Origin of the sequence: Maritalea myrionectae (genome assembly GCF_003433515.1) — a bacterium.
Classification (GTDB): domain Bacteria; phylum Pseudomonadota; class Alphaproteobacteria; order Rhizobiales; family Devosiaceae; genus Maritalea; species Maritalea myrionectae.
The window spans coordinates 1,103,890-1,119,758 of record NZ_CP021330.1 but is presented as its reverse complement, the minus strand read 5'-3'; the positions used below and the strand labels follow the sequence as shown (position 1 = coordinate 1,119,758).

15 protein-coding genes and 1 riboswitch are annotated in these 15,869 nt (G+C 53.2%); of the genes, 7 read left to right on the top strand and 8 right to left on the bottom strand.

All coding sequences use genetic code 11. The annotated features are described in order from the left end of the window. Nucleotides 1-19 precede the first annotated feature (19 nt). Nucleotides 20-1,597 carry an ABC transporter substrate-binding protein gene (locus MXMO3_RS05415; protein ID WP_117395206.1) on the bottom strand — a complete coding sequence of 526 codons (1,578 nt, stop codon included), beginning with the start codon at nucleotides 1,595-1,597 and terminating at the stop codon, nucleotides 20-22. A gap of 88 nt (nucleotides 1,598-1,685) precedes the next feature. Here MXMO3_RS05415 and MXMO3_RS05410 point away from each other — a divergent pair, with 88 nt between their 5' ends. After that, nucleotides 1,686-2,348 carry a DUF1028 domain-containing protein gene (locus tag MXMO3_RS05410; protein WP_117395205.1) on the top strand — a complete coding sequence of 221 codons (663 nt, stop codon included), beginning with the start codon at nucleotides 1,686-1,688 and terminating at the stop codon, nucleotides 2,346-2,348. Beyond that, nucleotides 2,341-3,567, top strand: coding sequence for a M20 family metallo-hydrolase (locus MXMO3_RS05405; RefSeq protein ID WP_117396720.1), 1,227 nt, complete (start codon nucleotides 2,341-2,343; stop codon nucleotides 3,565-3,567). Before MXMO3_RS05410 ends, MXMO3_RS05405 begins: the two co-directional genes overlap by 8 nt. Here MXMO3_RS05405 and MXMO3_RS05400 read toward each other — a convergent pair whose 3' ends face one another. From MXMO3_RS05400 to MXMO3_RS05370, 7 genes are all read right to left on the bottom strand, one after another. Next, nucleotides 3,568-4,590 (bottom strand): histone deacetylase family protein, encoded by a 1,023-nt coding sequence (locus MXMO3_RS05400; protein WP_027834725.1) that lies wholly within the window; start codon nucleotides 4,588-4,590, stop codon nucleotides 3,568-3,570. It abuts the gene before it with no gap. Further along, nucleotides 4,590-5,534, bottom strand: coding sequence for a 3,5-dioxohexanoate:acetyl-CoA acetone transferase (kce, locus tag MXMO3_RS05395; protein ID WP_117395204.1), 945 nt, complete (start codon nucleotides 5,532-5,534; stop codon nucleotides 4,590-4,592). The genes MXMO3_RS05400 and kce overlap by 1 nt, the downstream gene beginning before the upstream one ends. Further along, nucleotides 5,535-6,869, bottom strand: a complete 1,335-nt coding sequence (locus MXMO3_RS05390) for an aminotransferase family protein (protein WP_117395203.1) — start codon at nucleotides 6,867-6,869, stop codon at nucleotides 5,535-5,537. Between the two features lie 5 nt (nucleotides 6,870-6,874). After that, the gene (locus MXMO3_RS05385) at nucleotides 6,875-7,957 is read right to left on the bottom strand and encodes an ABC transporter ATP-binding protein (protein WP_117396719.1); all 1,083 of its coding nucleotides are present in this window, start codon (nucleotides 7,955-7,957) and stop codon (nucleotides 6,875-6,877) included. 63 nt (nucleotides 7,958-8,020) lie between these two features. Continuing rightward, nucleotides 8,021-9,163 carry an extracellular solute-binding protein gene (locus MXMO3_RS05380; protein WP_027834728.1) on the bottom strand — a complete coding sequence of 381 codons (1,143 nt, stop codon included), beginning with the start codon at nucleotides 9,161-9,163 and terminating at the stop codon, nucleotides 8,021-8,023. A gap of 41 nt (nucleotides 9,164-9,204) precedes the next feature. Next, complete coding sequence (locus MXMO3_RS05375; RefSeq protein WP_117395202.1) at nucleotides 9,205-9,993, bottom strand: ABC transporter permease; 789 nt, start codon at nucleotides 9,991-9,993, stop codon at nucleotides 9,205-9,207. Further along, nucleotides 9,993-10,865, bottom strand: a complete 873-nt coding sequence (locus MXMO3_RS05370) for an ABC transporter permease (RefSeq protein ID WP_027834730.1) — start codon at nucleotides 10,863-10,865, stop codon at nucleotides 9,993-9,995. Before MXMO3_RS05370 ends, MXMO3_RS05375 begins: the two co-directional genes overlap by 1 nt. Before the next feature lie 90 nt (nucleotides 10,866-10,955). Between MXMO3_RS05370 and MXMO3_RS05365 the strand changes: the two genes are divergently transcribed. The 5 genes from MXMO3_RS05365 (at nucleotide 10,956) to MXMO3_RS05345 (ending at nucleotide 15,867) form a co-directional block, all read left to right on the top strand. After that, nucleotides 10,956-11,912, top strand: a complete 957-nt coding sequence (locus MXMO3_RS05365) for a LysR family transcriptional regulator (RefSeq protein ID WP_027834731.1) — start codon at nucleotides 10,956-10,958, stop codon at nucleotides 11,910-11,912. Between the two features lie 65 nt (nucleotides 11,913-11,977). Continuing rightward, nucleotides 11,978-12,193: riboswitch (cobalamin riboswitch) on the top strand. Between the two features lie 102 nt (nucleotides 12,194-12,295). After that, nucleotides 12,296-13,042 carry a (2Fe-2S) ferredoxin domain-containing protein gene (locus MXMO3_RS05360; RefSeq protein WP_162889139.1) on the top strand — a complete coding sequence of 249 codons (747 nt, stop codon included), beginning with the start codon at nucleotides 12,296-12,298 and terminating at the stop codon, nucleotides 13,040-13,042. 93 nt (nucleotides 13,043-13,135) lie between these two features. Continuing rightward, on the top strand, nucleotides 13,136-14,077 hold the full coding sequence (locus tag MXMO3_RS05355; RefSeq protein ID WP_117395200.1) for an ABC transporter substrate-binding protein: 942 nt from the start codon (nucleotides 13,136-13,138) through the stop codon (nucleotides 14,075-14,077). Between the two features lies 1 nt (nucleotide 14,078). Then, the gene (locus MXMO3_RS05350) at nucleotides 14,079-15,089 is read left to right on the top strand and encodes a FecCD family ABC transporter permease (protein ID WP_027834733.1); all 1,011 of its coding nucleotides are present in this window, start codon (nucleotides 14,079-14,081) and stop codon (nucleotides 15,087-15,089) included. Next, nucleotides 15,079-15,867, top strand: coding sequence for an ABC transporter ATP-binding protein (locus tag MXMO3_RS05345; RefSeq protein WP_117395199.1), 789 nt, complete (start codon nucleotides 15,079-15,081; stop codon nucleotides 15,865-15,867). Before MXMO3_RS05350 ends, MXMO3_RS05345 begins: the two co-directional genes overlap by 11 nt. Nucleotides 15,868-15,869 lie beyond the last annotated feature (2 nt).

Below are 15,869 nucleotides of genomic sequence, written 5' to 3'. Positions count from 1 at the left end.
TATGCCCGCCAATTCAGTTTTAGTTCTTGGTCACATTCTGCAAGTGAAGCAAGAAGGATGGTTCGAGATCGAAATTTTCCACCCGGTCGTTGGTCACTGCATTTTGTTTCCAGTTGGCCACAAACACCCATGGAGCATCTTCTTGAACGATAACCTGCATTTCACGATACAGCTCAGCACGTTCGTCCTGGCTTGTAGATGTGCGGGCTTTTTCAAGCAGCTCATCCACTTTTTCATTGGAGTAATAGCCAGAGTTGAAGCCACCATTTTCGGGCCATGCGTCTGTGCGCAAGGCAAGATAGGGCAAGGTGTCTGGATCGTTGGTCATCCACGCCATCTCAGCCATATCGGCTTTGCCTTCAAGGCCAGGGTTCACTTCACCCAGGAAGGTGTTCCACTCATAAGTCTCGATTTTCACATCAAGACCTACTGCAGCCAAATCCGCCTGGATGGCCGTACCCATAGCAACCGGATCAAGCATGCCAGATCCGCCTTCGGTGACATAGAAGGTCAACTCAGCACCCTCGGCACCCGCTTCAGCCAACAATTCTTTGGCTTTTTCCGGATCATAAGGATATGGGTCCAACTCTTCATTATATGCCCACGCAAATGCAGGTGGTGTTGGGCCAGCAGCAACTGCGGCTGTGCCTTCCAGCACATCATTCACAAGTGCTTCTTTATTGATCGCATAGTTGGCAGCCTGACGCACAAGCTTGTTGGCAAATGGGCCTTCTTTGGCGTTCAAAATCAGGAACCAAACGTGCGGACCAGCTTGCTCAACAATGGTGAAATCATCACCTTGGAATTGAGACAGAGCAGTCGGCGGCACTTCCACCATCATGTCGATACCACCAGCGAGCATTTCAGCCACGCGGGTATTGGCATCTGTAATCGGGCGGAACACAACGGCTTGCACACCGGCTGGCTCACCCCAATAATCGGCATACCGATCTACCACAACACGCTCATTTGATGCCCATTCTACAAATTTGAATGGCCCTGTGCCTGTTGGGTGACGACCAATATCCTCACCATGCTCTTTCACCGCAGCGGGTGACACCAACAAACCTGTTGGGTAAGCAAGGTTCGACATAAATGGCGCATATGGTGCGTTCAGCTTGAACTTCACTGTCAGATCATCAACCGCCATCGTTTCTTCAACAGCAGAGAAGAAGAAGGCCAGCGGGAATGGACCTGTGTTGTGATAAGGATGATCCTCATCCAACATCCGGTCAAAGTTGAACTTCACCGCTTCAGCGTTCAATGGCGTCCCATCATGGAAGGTAACCCCTTCACGTAGCTTAAAGGTATATTCAGTGCCATCTTCGCTAATGTCCCAGCTTTCAGCCAAAGCCGGAGCAACTTCCAATGTGCCAGGCTTGTAGCGCACCAAGCCTTCATAAAGGTTCACCAGAATCCGGAAATCATTCACCGCGGTGACAGCCGCCGGGTCCAATGATTTTGGTTCTGCAATTTGGCCCACCACCAGCACATCCGCTGGCGTTTGCGCATGGGCGCTTGTGAGCGCGGGGAACATCCCCAACGCTGCGATAGAGGCCGCGACGAATGCGCGACGCGTTAATTTCAGAATTTGCATATTGACCTCCCTTTCGGATCAAACTGTATTTATCATGATAAATTGCAAGCGTCAATTTTTCATGATAAATAGAACCCAAGGAGCTATTATGACATACTCAATTCTTGTGTTCGATCCAGAGACCAAGCAACTTGGCGCCGCTGCGGCCACCGGCTCACTTTGTGTGGGTGGCTGGGTGTTACGTGGGCGCGTCAATGTGGGGCTCTCCGCCAGCCAAGGCGCCGCCCCCAGCACATTCTGGCGCGACGATATTTTAGATTTATTGCAGCAAGGAAAAGCCGTTGAGGAAGCGGTAAACACGGTGACAAATGCCGATCAGGGCCGCGAATCGCGGCAGTTGGCAGCCCTTGATTCGAAGGGCAATGCAGCTGCCTTCACCGGCAGCAAGAACACGCAGATTGCTTTGGCCCAAAAGTTTAAAAACGGCGTCGCCTCTGGCAATCTTTTGGCGCATGAAAATGTTATTTCCGATGCCATCGCCGGCTATCAGGAAGGCAACCGCCATATGGGCGAACGCCTGCTTAGTGCGCTCCATGCAGCGCAGGAATCCGGTGGCGATTCCCGCGGCCTGATGTCCGCCGCGATGTTGATTATTTCACCCAAGGAAGCGCCCATAGACTTGCGCATCGACTATAGCGAAAAGCCACTCACAGATCTGAGTGCGCTTTATGAGCGGGCCATGACGGGCGAATATCGCGACTGGCACCTCACCGTACCGACCTTGCAAAATAGGGAACGTGGCCTTGATTGATTGGGGAAAATTAGCGGCTGAACGCCTTACCGAAATCGCAAAAATCTCTGAAGACGGGCCCGGTGTAACCCGCCTGCCCTTCACACGCGAACATGCCGACGCATTGGCACTGATTGAGGGCTGGATGCGCGATGCCGGGCTGGAAACACATTTGGACGCAGCGGGGACATTGGTTGGCCGAACAAGTTTCACCGGGGCCAGCCAGACGCTCTATATGGGGTCACACCAAGATAGTGTCCGCCATGGAGGAGCCTATGACGGCATTATGGGCGTTGCTCTGCCCATTCTTGCCCTCAAAAAGCTCAGTTCCGAAGGCAAAACGCTGCCGTTCAACGTCGAAATACTCGCCTTTGCAGACGAGGAAGGCGTGCGCTTTCCCACCGCACTAATTGGTTCGCGGGCGCTTGCCGGCACCTATGATCCTGCAGTGCTTCACCTGAAAGACCGTGATGGCATTTCGATCGACAAAGCGATGCGCGCCTTCGGCCTTTCGCCAGAAAACATCCCGAAACTCAAACGCAATAACAATCAGGCTTTGGGCTTTCTTGAAGTACATATTGAGCAAGGCCCTATGCTGCAGGATGAAGATTTGTCCCTTGGGGTGGTGACCGCCATATGCGGCATTGAACGCCATAGCGTGACCTTTCATGGCGTGTCCGGCCACGCGGGCACCTTGCCCATGCGCAACCGACAAGACGCGCTGGTGGGCGCGAGCAAACTGATCGGCTCTGTGCATGAGCTTGCGCTGAATACTGAGCATCTGCGCGCCACTGTGGGTGCGCTCGACATTTCGCCAAATGTGGTGAACTCCGTGCCCGATGAAGCAAGGCTGACCGTGGAAATGCGGGCGCCAGATGACGCAATTCGGGCCGAAGCCGCGCAAAAAATAGAAGATCAGGCAAAAGAAATCGCCGAGGGGCATGGCCTTACAATAAGTTACGACAAGACCTACGCCCAGCCAGCCCAGCAATGTGCCGACAGCTTGACCAAACCGCTTTCAAAAGCGGTAGAAGCGCAACTGGGCCGGACACTTGCCCTACCCTCTGGCGCGACGCATGACGCGTCGGCCATGGCCGATCTTGGCCCCATGGCCATGATGTTTGTGCGCTGCAAAGATGGCATCAGCCATAACCCAGAGGAATATGCGGCACCCGACGATATGGGCGATGCAGTGCATGCCCTAGCATCTTTTATCGAGAATTTGGCGAAGACGGTTTAATCAACCGCCTTTAAAGCCATTCATAAAAGCGGTCAGATTGTCGCCCAGCTCATCGCACAAATAGCCACCCTCTTGTATCATCACGCACGGCAAATCCATTTGTGCAAAGCGTCGGCCAATTTCCGCAAAGCCTTGTTCGCTGACTGAAAGTCCGCCAAAGGGATCGCCCTCAAAAGCATCCAGCCCGAGCGCAACGACAATGATATCAGCGCCAAAATCCCGCACACGCTCCAGGCCCTTATCAAGCGCTTCTAAAAAGCCCTCATCGCCCGTGCCCATTTTCAACGGTAGGTTGAGGTTGGTGCCCAACCCTTCGCCTTCGCCACGTTCGTGGGCATGACCCCAGAAAAACGGATAATAACGGATCGGGTCTGCATGCACAGAAACCGTTAGTACATCTGGGTCGGCATAGAAAATGCCTTGGGTGCCATTGCCATGATGCAAATCCACGTCAACAATTGCCGCCCGTAACCCGTTCTGTTTCAAATGCGCCGCCGCAATGGCCGAGTTATTGAAAAAGCAAAAACCGCCTGCCAGATCGGCAAAAGCATGGTGCCCTGGCGGACGACAAAGACCATAACTTGCTTTCGCGCCAGCCATAACATCATTGGTGGCGCTCACCGCGCTTTGCGCACTCCAATAGGCCGAATGAAAGGTATGTTCCGAGATCGGACATGCGGTGTCAGCCATATGAAACCCGGCTTGGCCAACCGCAGATTTCGGATAACTCACCGTGCGTCGGTCCGGGTGAATGTTAGGAATGACTTCTGGCGACGCACCATCAATGCGCTGCCACCGGGTATAAATATGGCGCAAAAAGTGGATATATTCAGCGCTGTGCACCCGCGCAATTGGCGCCATGCCGTGATCTTCCGTCGCGCTTTGGGTCAACCCAGCCGCATTTGCCCCGTCCACCAAAGCTTGCACACGCCCGGGCTGCTCCGGATTAGGCTGTGGCGCCCCAGAAGAAAGAAAATTGACCGGGTTATGCTGTCGCTGGGCTTCGTCAAAGAAAAACTTCATTACAAATATCGTCTCTCGATCGTTTGAGTGTCCGTATCTGGGTTTATGCCCAAAAGCTCTCGTGTTTCTGTGGGGGTCGCCACTTGCTTGCCATTGGCTTCAATCAGGGCTTTCACCTTTTCAACCTGCTGCGCGTTCGATGTCGCCAGCTCGCCTTTGGCAATATAAAGATTATCCTCAAGCCCCACGCGCACATGACCACCAAGGGCAATCGACAAAGCAGCCATTTGCATTTGCGCCCGCCCCGCCCCGATCACCGAAAATGTGTAATCCGCGCCAAACAATTTGTCGGCTGTGTTTTTGAGGAAATAGAGCACCTCAGGCAATGGCGGCGCACCACCAAGCACACCCAACACAAACTGCAAGAAGAACGGCGGCTTCAACACCCCCTTACTGGCCAAATGGTCAAGCATATAGAGATGAGAAATATCGTAGCATTCCAACTCAAACACAGTTGGTCGCACATCCAGCGTGCGCACAATTTCACCAATGTCCCGCGGTGTATTTTTAAACACCAGATCGTTTGAGTTGCGCAGAAAGGGCTCTTCCCATTCATGCTTCCAACTCTTGATCCGGTCCGCCAGCGGATAAAGCGCAAAATTCATGGTGCCTAAATTAAGCGATGCCATCTCAGGCTGAAGTTGAGACGATGCCGACAAACGATCATCCAAACTCATAACGGCTGACCCGCCGGTGGACATGTTCAGAATGGCATCACTTTGTTCCGCTAGTTGCGGGTAAAAGCCCTGCCAATGCGCTAGGTCTGCACTGGGTTGGCCCGTCTCCGGATCGCGCGCGTGCAGGTGCAAAATAGACGCTCCCGCGTCGCTCGCCGCCTTGCCTTCGCGCACCATCTCAGCACCTGTGACAGGCAAATGGGGCGACATAGAAGGCGTATGTATGGAGCCTGTGAGCGCACAGCTCACAATCACTTTATTGCTCATTCACGCCACCTCTTTGAGATAAAGATCCGCAAATTGGGCCAAAGATTTTTCCAGCAATCCCATCAGTTCATCCACTTGCGCAGCGGAACTGATCAAAGGTGGACAGACCATAAAATGATCGCCTTCAGCCCCGTTGCGGGTGCGCCGCGAATAGATGATCAAGCCGTTGTCATAGGCGATATTCACCAGCTTGGCGTGGGCATTAAGTTCTTTCGGCAAAACCTGTTTGGTGGTCGCATCTGCCATCAATTCAAACGCCAGCAGCAGCCCTTTGCCCCGCACGTCACCAATGAACGGATATTGAGATTGAAGGTCGCGCAGCCTGTTATAAACCATGCCGCCTATGCGGCTGGCGCGGGCGCACAATTGCTCGTCTTCCACCACATCCAGCACGCCCATGCCAGCGGCGGCCGCCAGCGGCATTGCCGCGTTGGTGAAGCCGTGCAAAAAGCCGCCATGGTCCAGCACATCTTCAACCAAGTCGTTGCGGGAGATCACCGCGCCAAGGGGCACATAGCCCCCGCCGAGCCCCTTGGCGCTGATGATCATGTCGGGCGTGGCACCAAAATGGTCCGCCGCAAAATAGGTGCCTGTACGCCCGCCACCCGTCATCACTTCATCATAGATCAACAACAATCCATATTTATCACAGAGCGCCCGGAGTCCTTCCATATAGCCAGCGGGCGGTACAAGTGCCCCGGTGGAGGCTCCACCTATTGGCTCCACCAAAACCGCCAGAACGCTCTCCGGCCCTTCAGCTAAAATCTTTTCTTCCATCTGCTGGACATAATGCGCTCCGGTGGTCGGATCATCCATGTCCAACCCATCCAGATAATGCAGCGGCGCGCGCACTTTTGGCATCTCGCGCATCATCGGCGCGAACGGATCGGCAAAGGGTGGTGTGCCGGTAACGGCAACCGCGCCAAGCGTTGATCCGTGATAAGAAGGCGTGCGCGAAATGATTTTGAACCGATCGGGCTCACCGCGCGCAATCGTTGCTTGCCGCGCAAGTTTGATAGCTGTTTCCACGGCTTCAGAACCGCCGGAAACAAAGAAAACCTTGTCCAATCCAGCCGGTGCTTTTTGCGCCAGCCGCTTGGCGAAGCGCTCCACAATATCGCTTTGAAAATGCAATCGATAGGCAAAGGTTGCCTTTTGCATTTGCTCGGCCATGCAGGACAAAACATGTGGATGCGAATGTCCAATGTTGGACACCATCGCGCCAGAGGAGCCATCGAGATAGCGTTGCCCATCAACATCCCACAAATAGATGCCTTCGGCACGGTCGATAAATGGCCTTGTCTGCCTGCTTTGATAAAAGAGATGGTCCGACACCGCCTCTAATCTCCAAGCAATGTGCAGTTTTGCGGATCAAAGTGAACTTGGGCCGCCTCACCCTGATTAAACAGGGCCAGTCCCACAGTATTGATCGCCTGCAACTTTTGGTCGCCGACATGCACAAAATAGCGCACGGACTGCCCCAAATAATCCACAGCTTCCACCGTACCCTTGGCCGAAACATGCCCGGCGGGCAATTTTGCTTTCTCGTCGCTCAGTTGAAGTTTTTCGGCCCGCAACACCAGCTTGCCTTTTTGCGAGGCATTGCCTTTCGGCACTTGGGTTGTATCCACTTCCAACTTGCCAAAATGCGGCAATTCAATCGCCACCTTATCAGCCCCTGCGCCTTCAACAGACACATCCATAAGGTTGGATGCACCAAGGAACTGCGCCACAAATTCGGATGCTGGACGGTTATACACATCCCAAGGGCTGCCCACCTGTTCAATGCGCCCGTCGCGCATCACCACGATATTATCGGACATGGCCAAGGCTTCGCCCTGATCATGGGTCACAAAAACGGTGGTAACGCCAAGTTTTTCTTGAATATTTTTTAACTCAACCCGCATGTCTTCACGCAGATTGGCATCCAGCGCTGAAAGCGGTTCATCCAACAACAAAACATCGGGTTCGATCACAATTGCCCGGGCCAGCGCGATCCGCTGCTGCTGCCCGCCAGAAAGCTGCGTGGGATAGCGATCGCCCATATCGGGCAATTGCACCAACTCCATCGCGGCCTTAACTTTTTGCTCTACTTCGGCCTTCGACACATCGCGATATTTCAGGCCAAAGGCCACATTTTCAAAAATCGTTTTGTGCGGAAACAGCGCATAGCTTTGGAACACAATGCCCAAATTGCGCTTGTGGATGGGCACGGTATTGACCCGCTGCCCCTTCACCAGAATATCGCCTTCGGTCGGATCCAACAAACCTGCGATCATGCGCAAAGTTGTGGTTTTGCCGCAGCCAGATGGCCCCAAAAGCGTAAGAAAACTGCCTTGCTCAATTTCCAGATTGAGCGGATGCACGGCTGTGAACGTGCCAAATCTTTTAACGATGTTGTCTAAGGTAACGGCGGTGCTCATGATGATTTCATCCCGTGCAAAAATGGTGGGCAATGGCATCCATCGCCCACCACATTGATAAAATTAATAGCCCTTTTGAACGCGTCCAAACATCTTGGACCATTCTGCTTCATTGCCATTCCAGTAATCTGGGTTCGCAAAGGTCAAGCCGTCCAATTTGCCTGATGGGTCAAACGCCGGAAGTGTTGGGATTTTTGAACCCAAATCCACTTTTGAAGGATCAAGCGCTGGTGGATAGTTCTGCGCTTCAGCCACCGCGATTGACGTTTCAGGTGCCAACATAAAGTTGAGCAACTCTTCCACCGCACCCAATGGTGAGCCTTTGATCACGAACAGACATTCCTGCCAGCCAAAGCCGTTTGGTGGATCATAATAGCCAATATCGTGACCCTGCTCTTGCAGCGCATAGATACGGCCAGACCAGCCTTCAGTGACATAGATTTCTTCTTCTGCAAGAAGGCTCATCAGTTCCGCGCCAGAACCCCAATATTTAAGGGCCAAGTCACGGTGTGTGCGGATCGCATCCCAAACCGCATCCATATCTTGGATATTGTTCGGATCTTGGTCTGTTTGCAGCGCGCCATACCAAATCCGGGTACGCCAATCGCTCCAACCGCCGATTTTGCCTTTATATTTCTCATTGAGCATGATGCGTGCGCCTTGCTCTTTCATTTCCTCATCAGAAATATATTTGCGGTTATAGGCCAGGCCTGTGGTGCCATAGTCATAAGGCACACATGAAAGCGCATCGCCTGAAACAGCGCGGAACACATCCACAAGCTTTGGAATAACCAAATCAAGGTTTGGAATATTGTCGGTGTTCAAGGCAGTTGAATAACCAAGATTATGATAACGGGCATAATCAAACACGCCAGACAGGTGGGCGATGTTATACTCGCCTTCTTGCGCTGTTTTCACGCGTGCCAAATATTCGTCACCACTGCCGAATGTGCCATCAACCACTTCAATGCCGGTCTTGGCAGTGAACGGGTCAAACGCTTTTTCGCGGAACGCTTCTGAGACAACACCGCCCCAGCCATCAAACCGCACTTGGCTTACATCTTGGGCAAACGCCATGTTGCCAAATGGCATTTGCACGCCATAGGCCGCACCAGCAGCGCCCAAAAGCCCAAGAAATTTCCGACGGCCAATGTCACCATTGCCATACATCTCTCTTAGGCGTTCATATCTTTTAGTATCGTCCATTATTCCCTCCGTAGGATTGTTCGATTTCGATTCTTGCAGCGCTATTTATTGCGCCTTGAGGCAGACCACCTGGCCACGCCAATGCCAATCAATGGCAAACCTGTTGTCAGCATAATCATCACCGCCCCAAGTGCGTTGATCTCCGGTGAAATGGAGTTCCGCAGCATGGCGAAAATCTGGGTCGGCACGGTTTCGACCCCGCCCGGTTTCCAGAAAAGTGTGCCGGTGATGTCGTCAAAAGAAATGGTGAAGGCAAACAGCCCCCCAGCCATGACCGCCGGTAAAATGAGCGGCAGTGTGATTTGGAAAAACGCTTGGATCGGCGAAGCCCCAAGGCTGCGTGCCGCCTCTTCATAATCCTTCTTCACCGCCACCAGCCGTGCTTGCACCACAAGCACAACAAAGGGCAGCGTGAAAATCACATGGCCCATCAAAAGCAAAAAGAAGCTTTTGGGGATATTGAGCATTTGTAAAAACAACAGCAACGCCACGGCCAGCACCACTTCGGGCACCAAAATCGGCGCGATCAACAAGGTGCTAATGCTGTTTTTGCCCGGAAAATCATATCGCACCAACGCCAGCGACGCCAAAACGCCAAGGGTCGTTGAGATAACCGCCGTCATCAAACCAAGCGTCAGAGAGGTTTGAAATGCCCGCACGATCGCGTCATTTTCCCATAGTGCCACGAACCAGCGCAGTGAAAAGCCCGTCATGGGGAAGGCCCCGAACTGGTTGGCGTTGAAGGCGAGTAAAATCACCACCGCCACGGGCAAAAACATGAAGGTATAGACCAAAATAGTCCAAGCTCGAATAAGGGGCCAACCGCGCATTATCCTATCCCCTTCGCAATCTGTCCCAGTCCCATAAACCGGTTATAGGTGAGCACCACCGCGCCCAGCACCACCAGCAGCATCAGCGAGAGCACTGCCCCCAGCGGCCAATCGAGCTGCGTGATGATGGCTTCAAAGACCAGGTTGGCAAACATGGCATCGGTGGGACCGCCAAGTATAACCGGGGTGATATAGGTGCCAGCGCCAAGCACGAAGCACAACAGCCCCCCGGCTGCCAAACCTGGAACTGATAGGGGAAGCGTCACTTCCCAAAATGTCTGCATTGGATTTGCGCCCAAGGAGTTCGCCGCGTCTTCCAACGCGCGATCAATCCCATCAAGGCTCACATAGGTATTCAAAATCATAAAGGGCAGCAAAAAGTGCACCAGACCCAAAATAACGGTGGTCTCGTTATAAAGCATCTGGATCGGCTCATCGATCACCCCAACCGCCAACAACAAGGAGTTGAGCGCGCCGGAAACACCAAGAATGTTAATCCAACTCATGGTGCGAATAATGTAGCTAACCCAGAACGGTAGCATCAAAAGCAACAGCAAAAAGCCCCGATTGACGCCCCGCGCCCGCGCCACAAAATACGCCACAGGATAGCCAACAAACGCGCAAACAATAGTCGTGATCGCGGCAATGCGAATGGTGCTCAACAAAATGTCGCGGTAAAACCGATCGGTGAGTGCTTCTTGCCAATTGCCAAATGAAAACGCGGCTTCAACGCCGCCGACGGAGGTACGCAACCAAAAGGAATACACCACGATAAACATCAATGGGATCACCAACAACAGCGCGATGGTCACCAGTGCTGGGGAGAGCAGCACCCATGGAGCCCTCTTCTCACTCTGTTCAATTGTTGCCATTAGTCCCCTCCAATAGGCATAGGTTTGGACATCCCCATCCATAAATCAAATAGATATTTACAATCTTGATTATTGATTTAATCTATACCTATGGATAGAGATGCTGAAAACCTAGCCAGACAGCTAGATTGGAACCTTTTGCGCATGTTTGTGGTGTTGGTGGATTCTCGATCCATCACCCTTGCCGCCTCCAGATTGGGCCTGCAACAGCCCAGCGTTTCCTCGGCGCTCAAGCGTTTGGAGGAAACTTTAGGCCGGAAACTGATTGAGCGCGGCCCTGGCAAATTCAATGTCACTGATGCCGGCAAACAGCTTTATCGCGAAGCTGTGGATATTAATGGATCAATCCTGCGCCTCTCCACTTTGATGCGGGATATTCAAGAAACCGTACAGGGCCACGTCAAAATCGCCATGGCCAGCCATGTGCTTTGCGAATTTTTTGATGACATTCTGGGCGACTTTCATATTCAGCACCCGCAAGCCACCGTTGAAATCATCGTTGGCCCCAGCCACCATGTGATTGAGCAAGTGGTGTCGCGCCAAGCCAGCTTTGGCATTTGCCTTGTCTATAACAAGCATCCAAAACTGCACTACAAACACATGTTTCGCGAGCATTTTGGGTTGTACTGCGGCCCAAAACACCCGCTTTTCGGGAAGAAAAACCTCACCACCAAAGATTTGGCAGGCAACAATTGGGTGTCGTTCACAACCGACCAATTGTCAGATGTGCTGCGCCCGGTCACGCTGTTGCGTGCCAAAGCGGCGCCGGAGGATGCCGTCGTTGGGTCATCTGCCAACCTTGAAGAGGTGCGCCGGATGATTCTTTCGGGTTTAGGCATTGGCCCGCTGCCGGTTCACGTGGCCAAACGCGATGTGGAAATGGGCTATTTGCACCGCCTGCCGCCCTATGATGATCCGCCGGAAATCGACGTTTATGTCACCACCAACCCGGCAACCAAGCTCAATCGCGCTGAACATTTGCTGTTGAAAAACCTCACGGACCGCATTGATTCCATCCCCCTTGAAGATCGCATCTTTGGCGGATAGTTCATGCCAATCAGTGCCTTGACCAATCACGCTCTCTCGTGGATTGACAAATTAAGTCTCCTGCTTCTTATTAGTGGCTAGATGGTTCCAGGGCGTTCTAACGACAAACTGGATGAAAAGGGAATATGGTGCGATCGACCCAAACAGGGGATCAAGTCCATAGCTGCCCCCGCAACTGTGAGCGGATAGCGAGCTGAGATCACCACTGGCCAAGTGCCGGGAAGGTTCAGACATCGCAATGACCCGCAAGTCAGGAGACCTGCCATCGCATAATATCAACCACAATCGGGCGGGGTGTCCCGGTAAGGAGTAGCGATGAATATTCTTGCGGCCATTTGGCCCATTCAAAATTGCTGTACCGTACCCACCCTGGGGAGCGGACAATGCAATTTGAAATCTTCCTAGTTAGTGCAAGTTACGTATCAAACCGCAAATTTGCGGCATTAGCAGAAACTTTAGTGGCGGCGAAAGAGACGCCGTGTGATGTGGTGCGCCTTGAGCACCAAGGCGACCACATGTTCAATGCGCTGGATCGCGCCTTGGCCAATGGCGCAACGCGAGTTGTTCTGCGCCCCATTGGCATTCCCTTTTCGCAAAGCCTGCGCAAATGGGTGCCGAACGCAGCAGCAGATTGGCTCACCCGCCAGCCTGCCCATCAGGTAAAATTGGCGATTGCGGCCGATCTTGATGAAGATCAGGAATTGCTCAAACTGGTGGCCAACCGCCCCTATCGAGCTGAACAAATCGCACCGAAAATTGACGGCATGAATGGCAAAGGTTGGGATGAACCCCCAGTCTATGAGCATCATTTGCTGGTGTGTACAGGCCCGCGTTGCCATATGCGCGGCAGCTTTGGTCTGCTCGAGCCCCTCAAAGCCGCTGTGCAACAAGCTGGCCTAGGCTCGAAATGCTTGATCGCCAGCACGGGTTGTCTGTTTCCCTGCAACAATGGCCCTGTGGTCGTTCATTACCCCAAGGGCGACTGGTATCAGCTCAATTCAGAACAGGATGTAGCAAAGTTCGTCGATGATGTGCTGATCCATCAGCGCACATCACCATTGCGCCTGCCCTTCGCACCGACACCGGCTGAACCATCGCCGGAAAAGGCAATGCTGCATGCCAACGAGTGAAGCTGAGCACAAAAAATAACAGGCAATTCACACTTGCCAGATGCACAACACGTAATGTAATAACATTACAAAAAACAAATTGAAGACAGAATAATGATCAAACAAATTGCACTTTCCGCCGTCATCTCCACTCTTATGGCATCGCCATCATTTGCCGACACAATTGAATATGAAAGCTGTGGCGTGCCCATCACCATTGAGGAAGCGCCCACCCGTGCCATCACCCTCAACCAGCAGGCAACCGAGGTGATGCTCGCCCTTGGGTTGGAAGATCACATGGTCGGCACCGCCTATTTGGAAGATGAAATCCCCGCGCAATGGCAAGACGCCTATAATCAGGTGCCCGTCATCGCGGAAAACTATCCCGCCAAAGAAGTGGTGTTAATTGAAGAACCAGACTTCTTGTTTGCAGGCTTTGCCTCCGCATTTGCAGAGAAAAATGTTGGCACGCAAGAGGAATGGAACGGGCGGAACGTCGCCACCTATTTGGTGGACGCCTCTTGCGATCAGTACAATCCGAAGAACGTGCCTGTCACCACAGCCCCGATCCTTAAAGACATCAAAATCATCGGCGACATATTTGGCGTTAAAGATCGCGCGGAGCAATTGATGGCAGAAACCGCAACCCGCATTGAAAAAGTCCGCACCCTCAACCCCGGTGCAGGGCGCTCTGCCTTTTTCTACGATAGCGACGATGACCCTGTTTACACGGCTGGGTGCTGTGGCAGCCCCGCCCTGCTCATGCGCATTCTGGGCTTGAACAGCATCAGCGATGACATTGAAGGCCGCTGGGTGAATGTCGGTTGGGAGCATGTTGTGCAGCACGATCCGGAGATCATCGTGATCAATGACGCAGTTTGGTCGCCAGCCGATGAGAAAATCCAAAAGCTAAAAACTGACCCCGTATTGGCACAATTGCAGGCGGTCAAAAATGAACGCTTTGTGATTATCCCCTTCTCCCAAACAGTGTTGGGCATGCGCTTTACCGACGGCGTGGAAAACCTGGCACAACAGATCGAAGAGTTGGACCAATAAGATGCAGGCCGCGCGGCTTCCTCTCATCACAATCGGTGCCTGTATCGCCTTGTTTGCCATGGTGATTGCGGGCACCTTTTGGGGCACCGCGCCAATCCCTTGGGATCAAAAACTCGCGGTGTTGCTGCGTGCGCCAGAGGCCAAATCAAGCCTCACCATGATCATATGGGAATGGCGCTTGCCGCGCGTCTTGGCCTGTGCCGTGGTCGGCGCCGCTTTGGCGCTGAGCGGCACACTCATTCAAACAGCCCTGCGCAACCCGCTGGCCGATCCCTATTTGCTCGGCTTGTCTTCAGGCGCTTCAGCCGCAGCCGTGGCGGCCATCATTTGGCTACCAGCGGGCATCGTGGCAGCCTTTGGTTTGCCGCTAATCGCCTTTTTGGGTGCCGCAGCGGCCTTCGCCTTCACTCTTTTGATGGCCTATAGCCGCGAACGCCCCATGGATCGACTACTGGTGATCCTGGCCGGTGTGGCGGTCTCATTGTTGTTTCAATCTTTCACTGCATTCCTGCTCCACATTTCTGAGCCCAATGCCGCCAAGGCGGCGCTCAACTGGCTGATGGGTTCAGCCGCCGGCACCAATTGGAACGATTTACCGCTGATCACCATCGCTACACTTATCGTTGCCGCAATGGCGCTCACGCAACATAGACAATTAGATGCTTTACTAATGGGCGACGCGCGCGCCACATCACTCGGCGTAGCCACAGGACCACTCAAACTCTCGATATTTTTGGCAACTGCTCTCCTTACAGGCCTCAGCGTTTCCATTATGGGCATTGTGGGTTTTGTCGGGCTGATCGTCCCGCATCTAGCGCGGCAATTGTGTGGCTCCGGCCACAAAAACCTCATTCCCCTTGCCATGATTTTCGGCGCCCTTATTCTGACCTTTACCGACCTGCTGTGCCGTACCTTGCTGGCCCCGAGCGAACTGCCCTTGGCGGTGCTGCTCGCCTTGTTCGCCACGCCCCCTTTTATCTTTATTCTAAGGCAGACCCGCCATGTTGCATAAAGCGCCAACTCCACACACCAATGCAATTTTCAAATTGAACAATGTTGGCTTTTCAATCGGCAGCAAAGCACTGGTGCAGGACTGCACATTCGAGGTGCTCCAAGGCAGTTTTATGGGCCTTCTCGGCCCCAATGGCGCAGGCAAATCATCCTTGCTGCGTCTGCTCTATCGCGAAAAGAAACCCACCGCGGGCAGCATTGAGGCTTTCGGTATGCCGCTCGAAAACTGGAGCCGCAAAGGTTTTGCCGCTAAGGTTGGCACTGTGCTGCAGGAAAAGGCGCAATTGGCGGGCCTCACCATCGCGCAGGTCGCAGGGTTGGGCCTGTTTCCACTCTCCTGCGCCAAACAGGAGGAAGCCGAGCGCATTCGCGAAGCCCTGGAGCTGGTCGAACTTTGGGATCGTCGCGACGAAAATGCGGGTTATTTATCTGGTGGCGAACAGCAACGTTTGTTTTTTGCCCAAATCTTGGCGCTTGATCCAGAAGTCTATGTGCTGGATGAGCCCAACAATCACCTGGATATCTATTTTCAGATCAGGTTGCTGGACCATATCAAGGCCAAAGGCAAAACCGTTATCGCCTCATTTCACGACATCAATTTGGCCGCACGCTATTGCGACAGTGCAGTGCTGATGCACGAATCCGAAATGGTGGCCAAAGGGCCTTTGGCCGATGTGCTCTCGCCAGAACGGCTAAAAGGCGTCTACCGGGTTGATGCTGAGTTTGCCAACAGCGCCATTGCGATAAACGCCCCCGTCAATCAATTTGCGATGCGCTAAAC

Bases quoted from the DNA above. Each gene is read 5' to 3' on its own strand.
- MXMO3_RS05380 (WP_027834728.1), bottom strand. From the start codon at position 9,163: ATGGACGATACTAAAAGATATGAACGCCTAAGAGAGATGTATGGCAAT.
- MXMO3_RS05375 (WP_117395202.1), bottom strand. From the start codon at position 9,993: ATGCGCGGTTGGCCCCTTATTCGAGCTTGGACTATTTTGGTCTATACC.
- MXMO3_RS05400 (WP_027834725.1), bottom strand. From the start codon at position 4,590: ATGAAGTTTTTCTTTGACGAAGCCCAGCGACAGCATAACCCGGTCAAT.
- MXMO3_RS05385 (WP_117396719.1), bottom strand. From the start codon at position 7,957: ATGAGCACCGCCGTTACCTTAGACAACATCGTTAAAAGATTTGGCACG.
- MXMO3_RS05415 (WP_117395206.1), bottom strand. From the start codon at position 1,597: ATGCAAATTCTGAAATTAACGCGTCGCGCATTCGTCGCGGCCTCTATC.
- MXMO3_RS05370 (WP_027834730.1), bottom strand. From the start codon at position 10,865: ATGGCAACAATTGAACAGAGTGAGAAGAGGGCTCCATGGGTGCTGCTC.
- kce (WP_117395204.1), bottom strand. From the start codon at position 5,534: ATGAGCAATAAAGTGATTGTGAGCTGTGCGCTCACAGGCTCCATACAT.
- MXMO3_RS05360 (WP_162889139.1), top strand. From the start codon at position 12,296: ATGCAATTTGAAATCTTCCTAGTTAGTGCAAGTTACGTATCAAACCGC.
- MXMO3_RS05350 (WP_027834733.1), top strand. From the start codon at position 14,079: ATGCAGGCCGCGCGGCTTCCTCTCATCACAATCGGTGCCTGTATCGCC.
- MXMO3_RS05365 (WP_027834731.1), top strand. From the start codon at position 10,956: ATGGATAGAGATGCTGAAAACCTAGCCAGACAGCTAGATTGGAACCTT.
- MXMO3_RS05355 (WP_117395200.1), top strand. From the start codon at position 13,136: ATGATCAAACAAATTGCACTTTCCGCCGTCATCTCCACTCTTATGGCA.
- MXMO3_RS05345 (WP_117395199.1), top strand. From the start codon at position 15,079: ATGTTGCATAAAGCGCCAACTCCACACACCAATGCAATTTTCAAATTG.
- MXMO3_RS05410 (WP_117395205.1), top strand. From the start codon at position 1,686: ATGACATACTCAATTCTTGTGTTCGATCCAGAGACCAAGCAACTTGGC.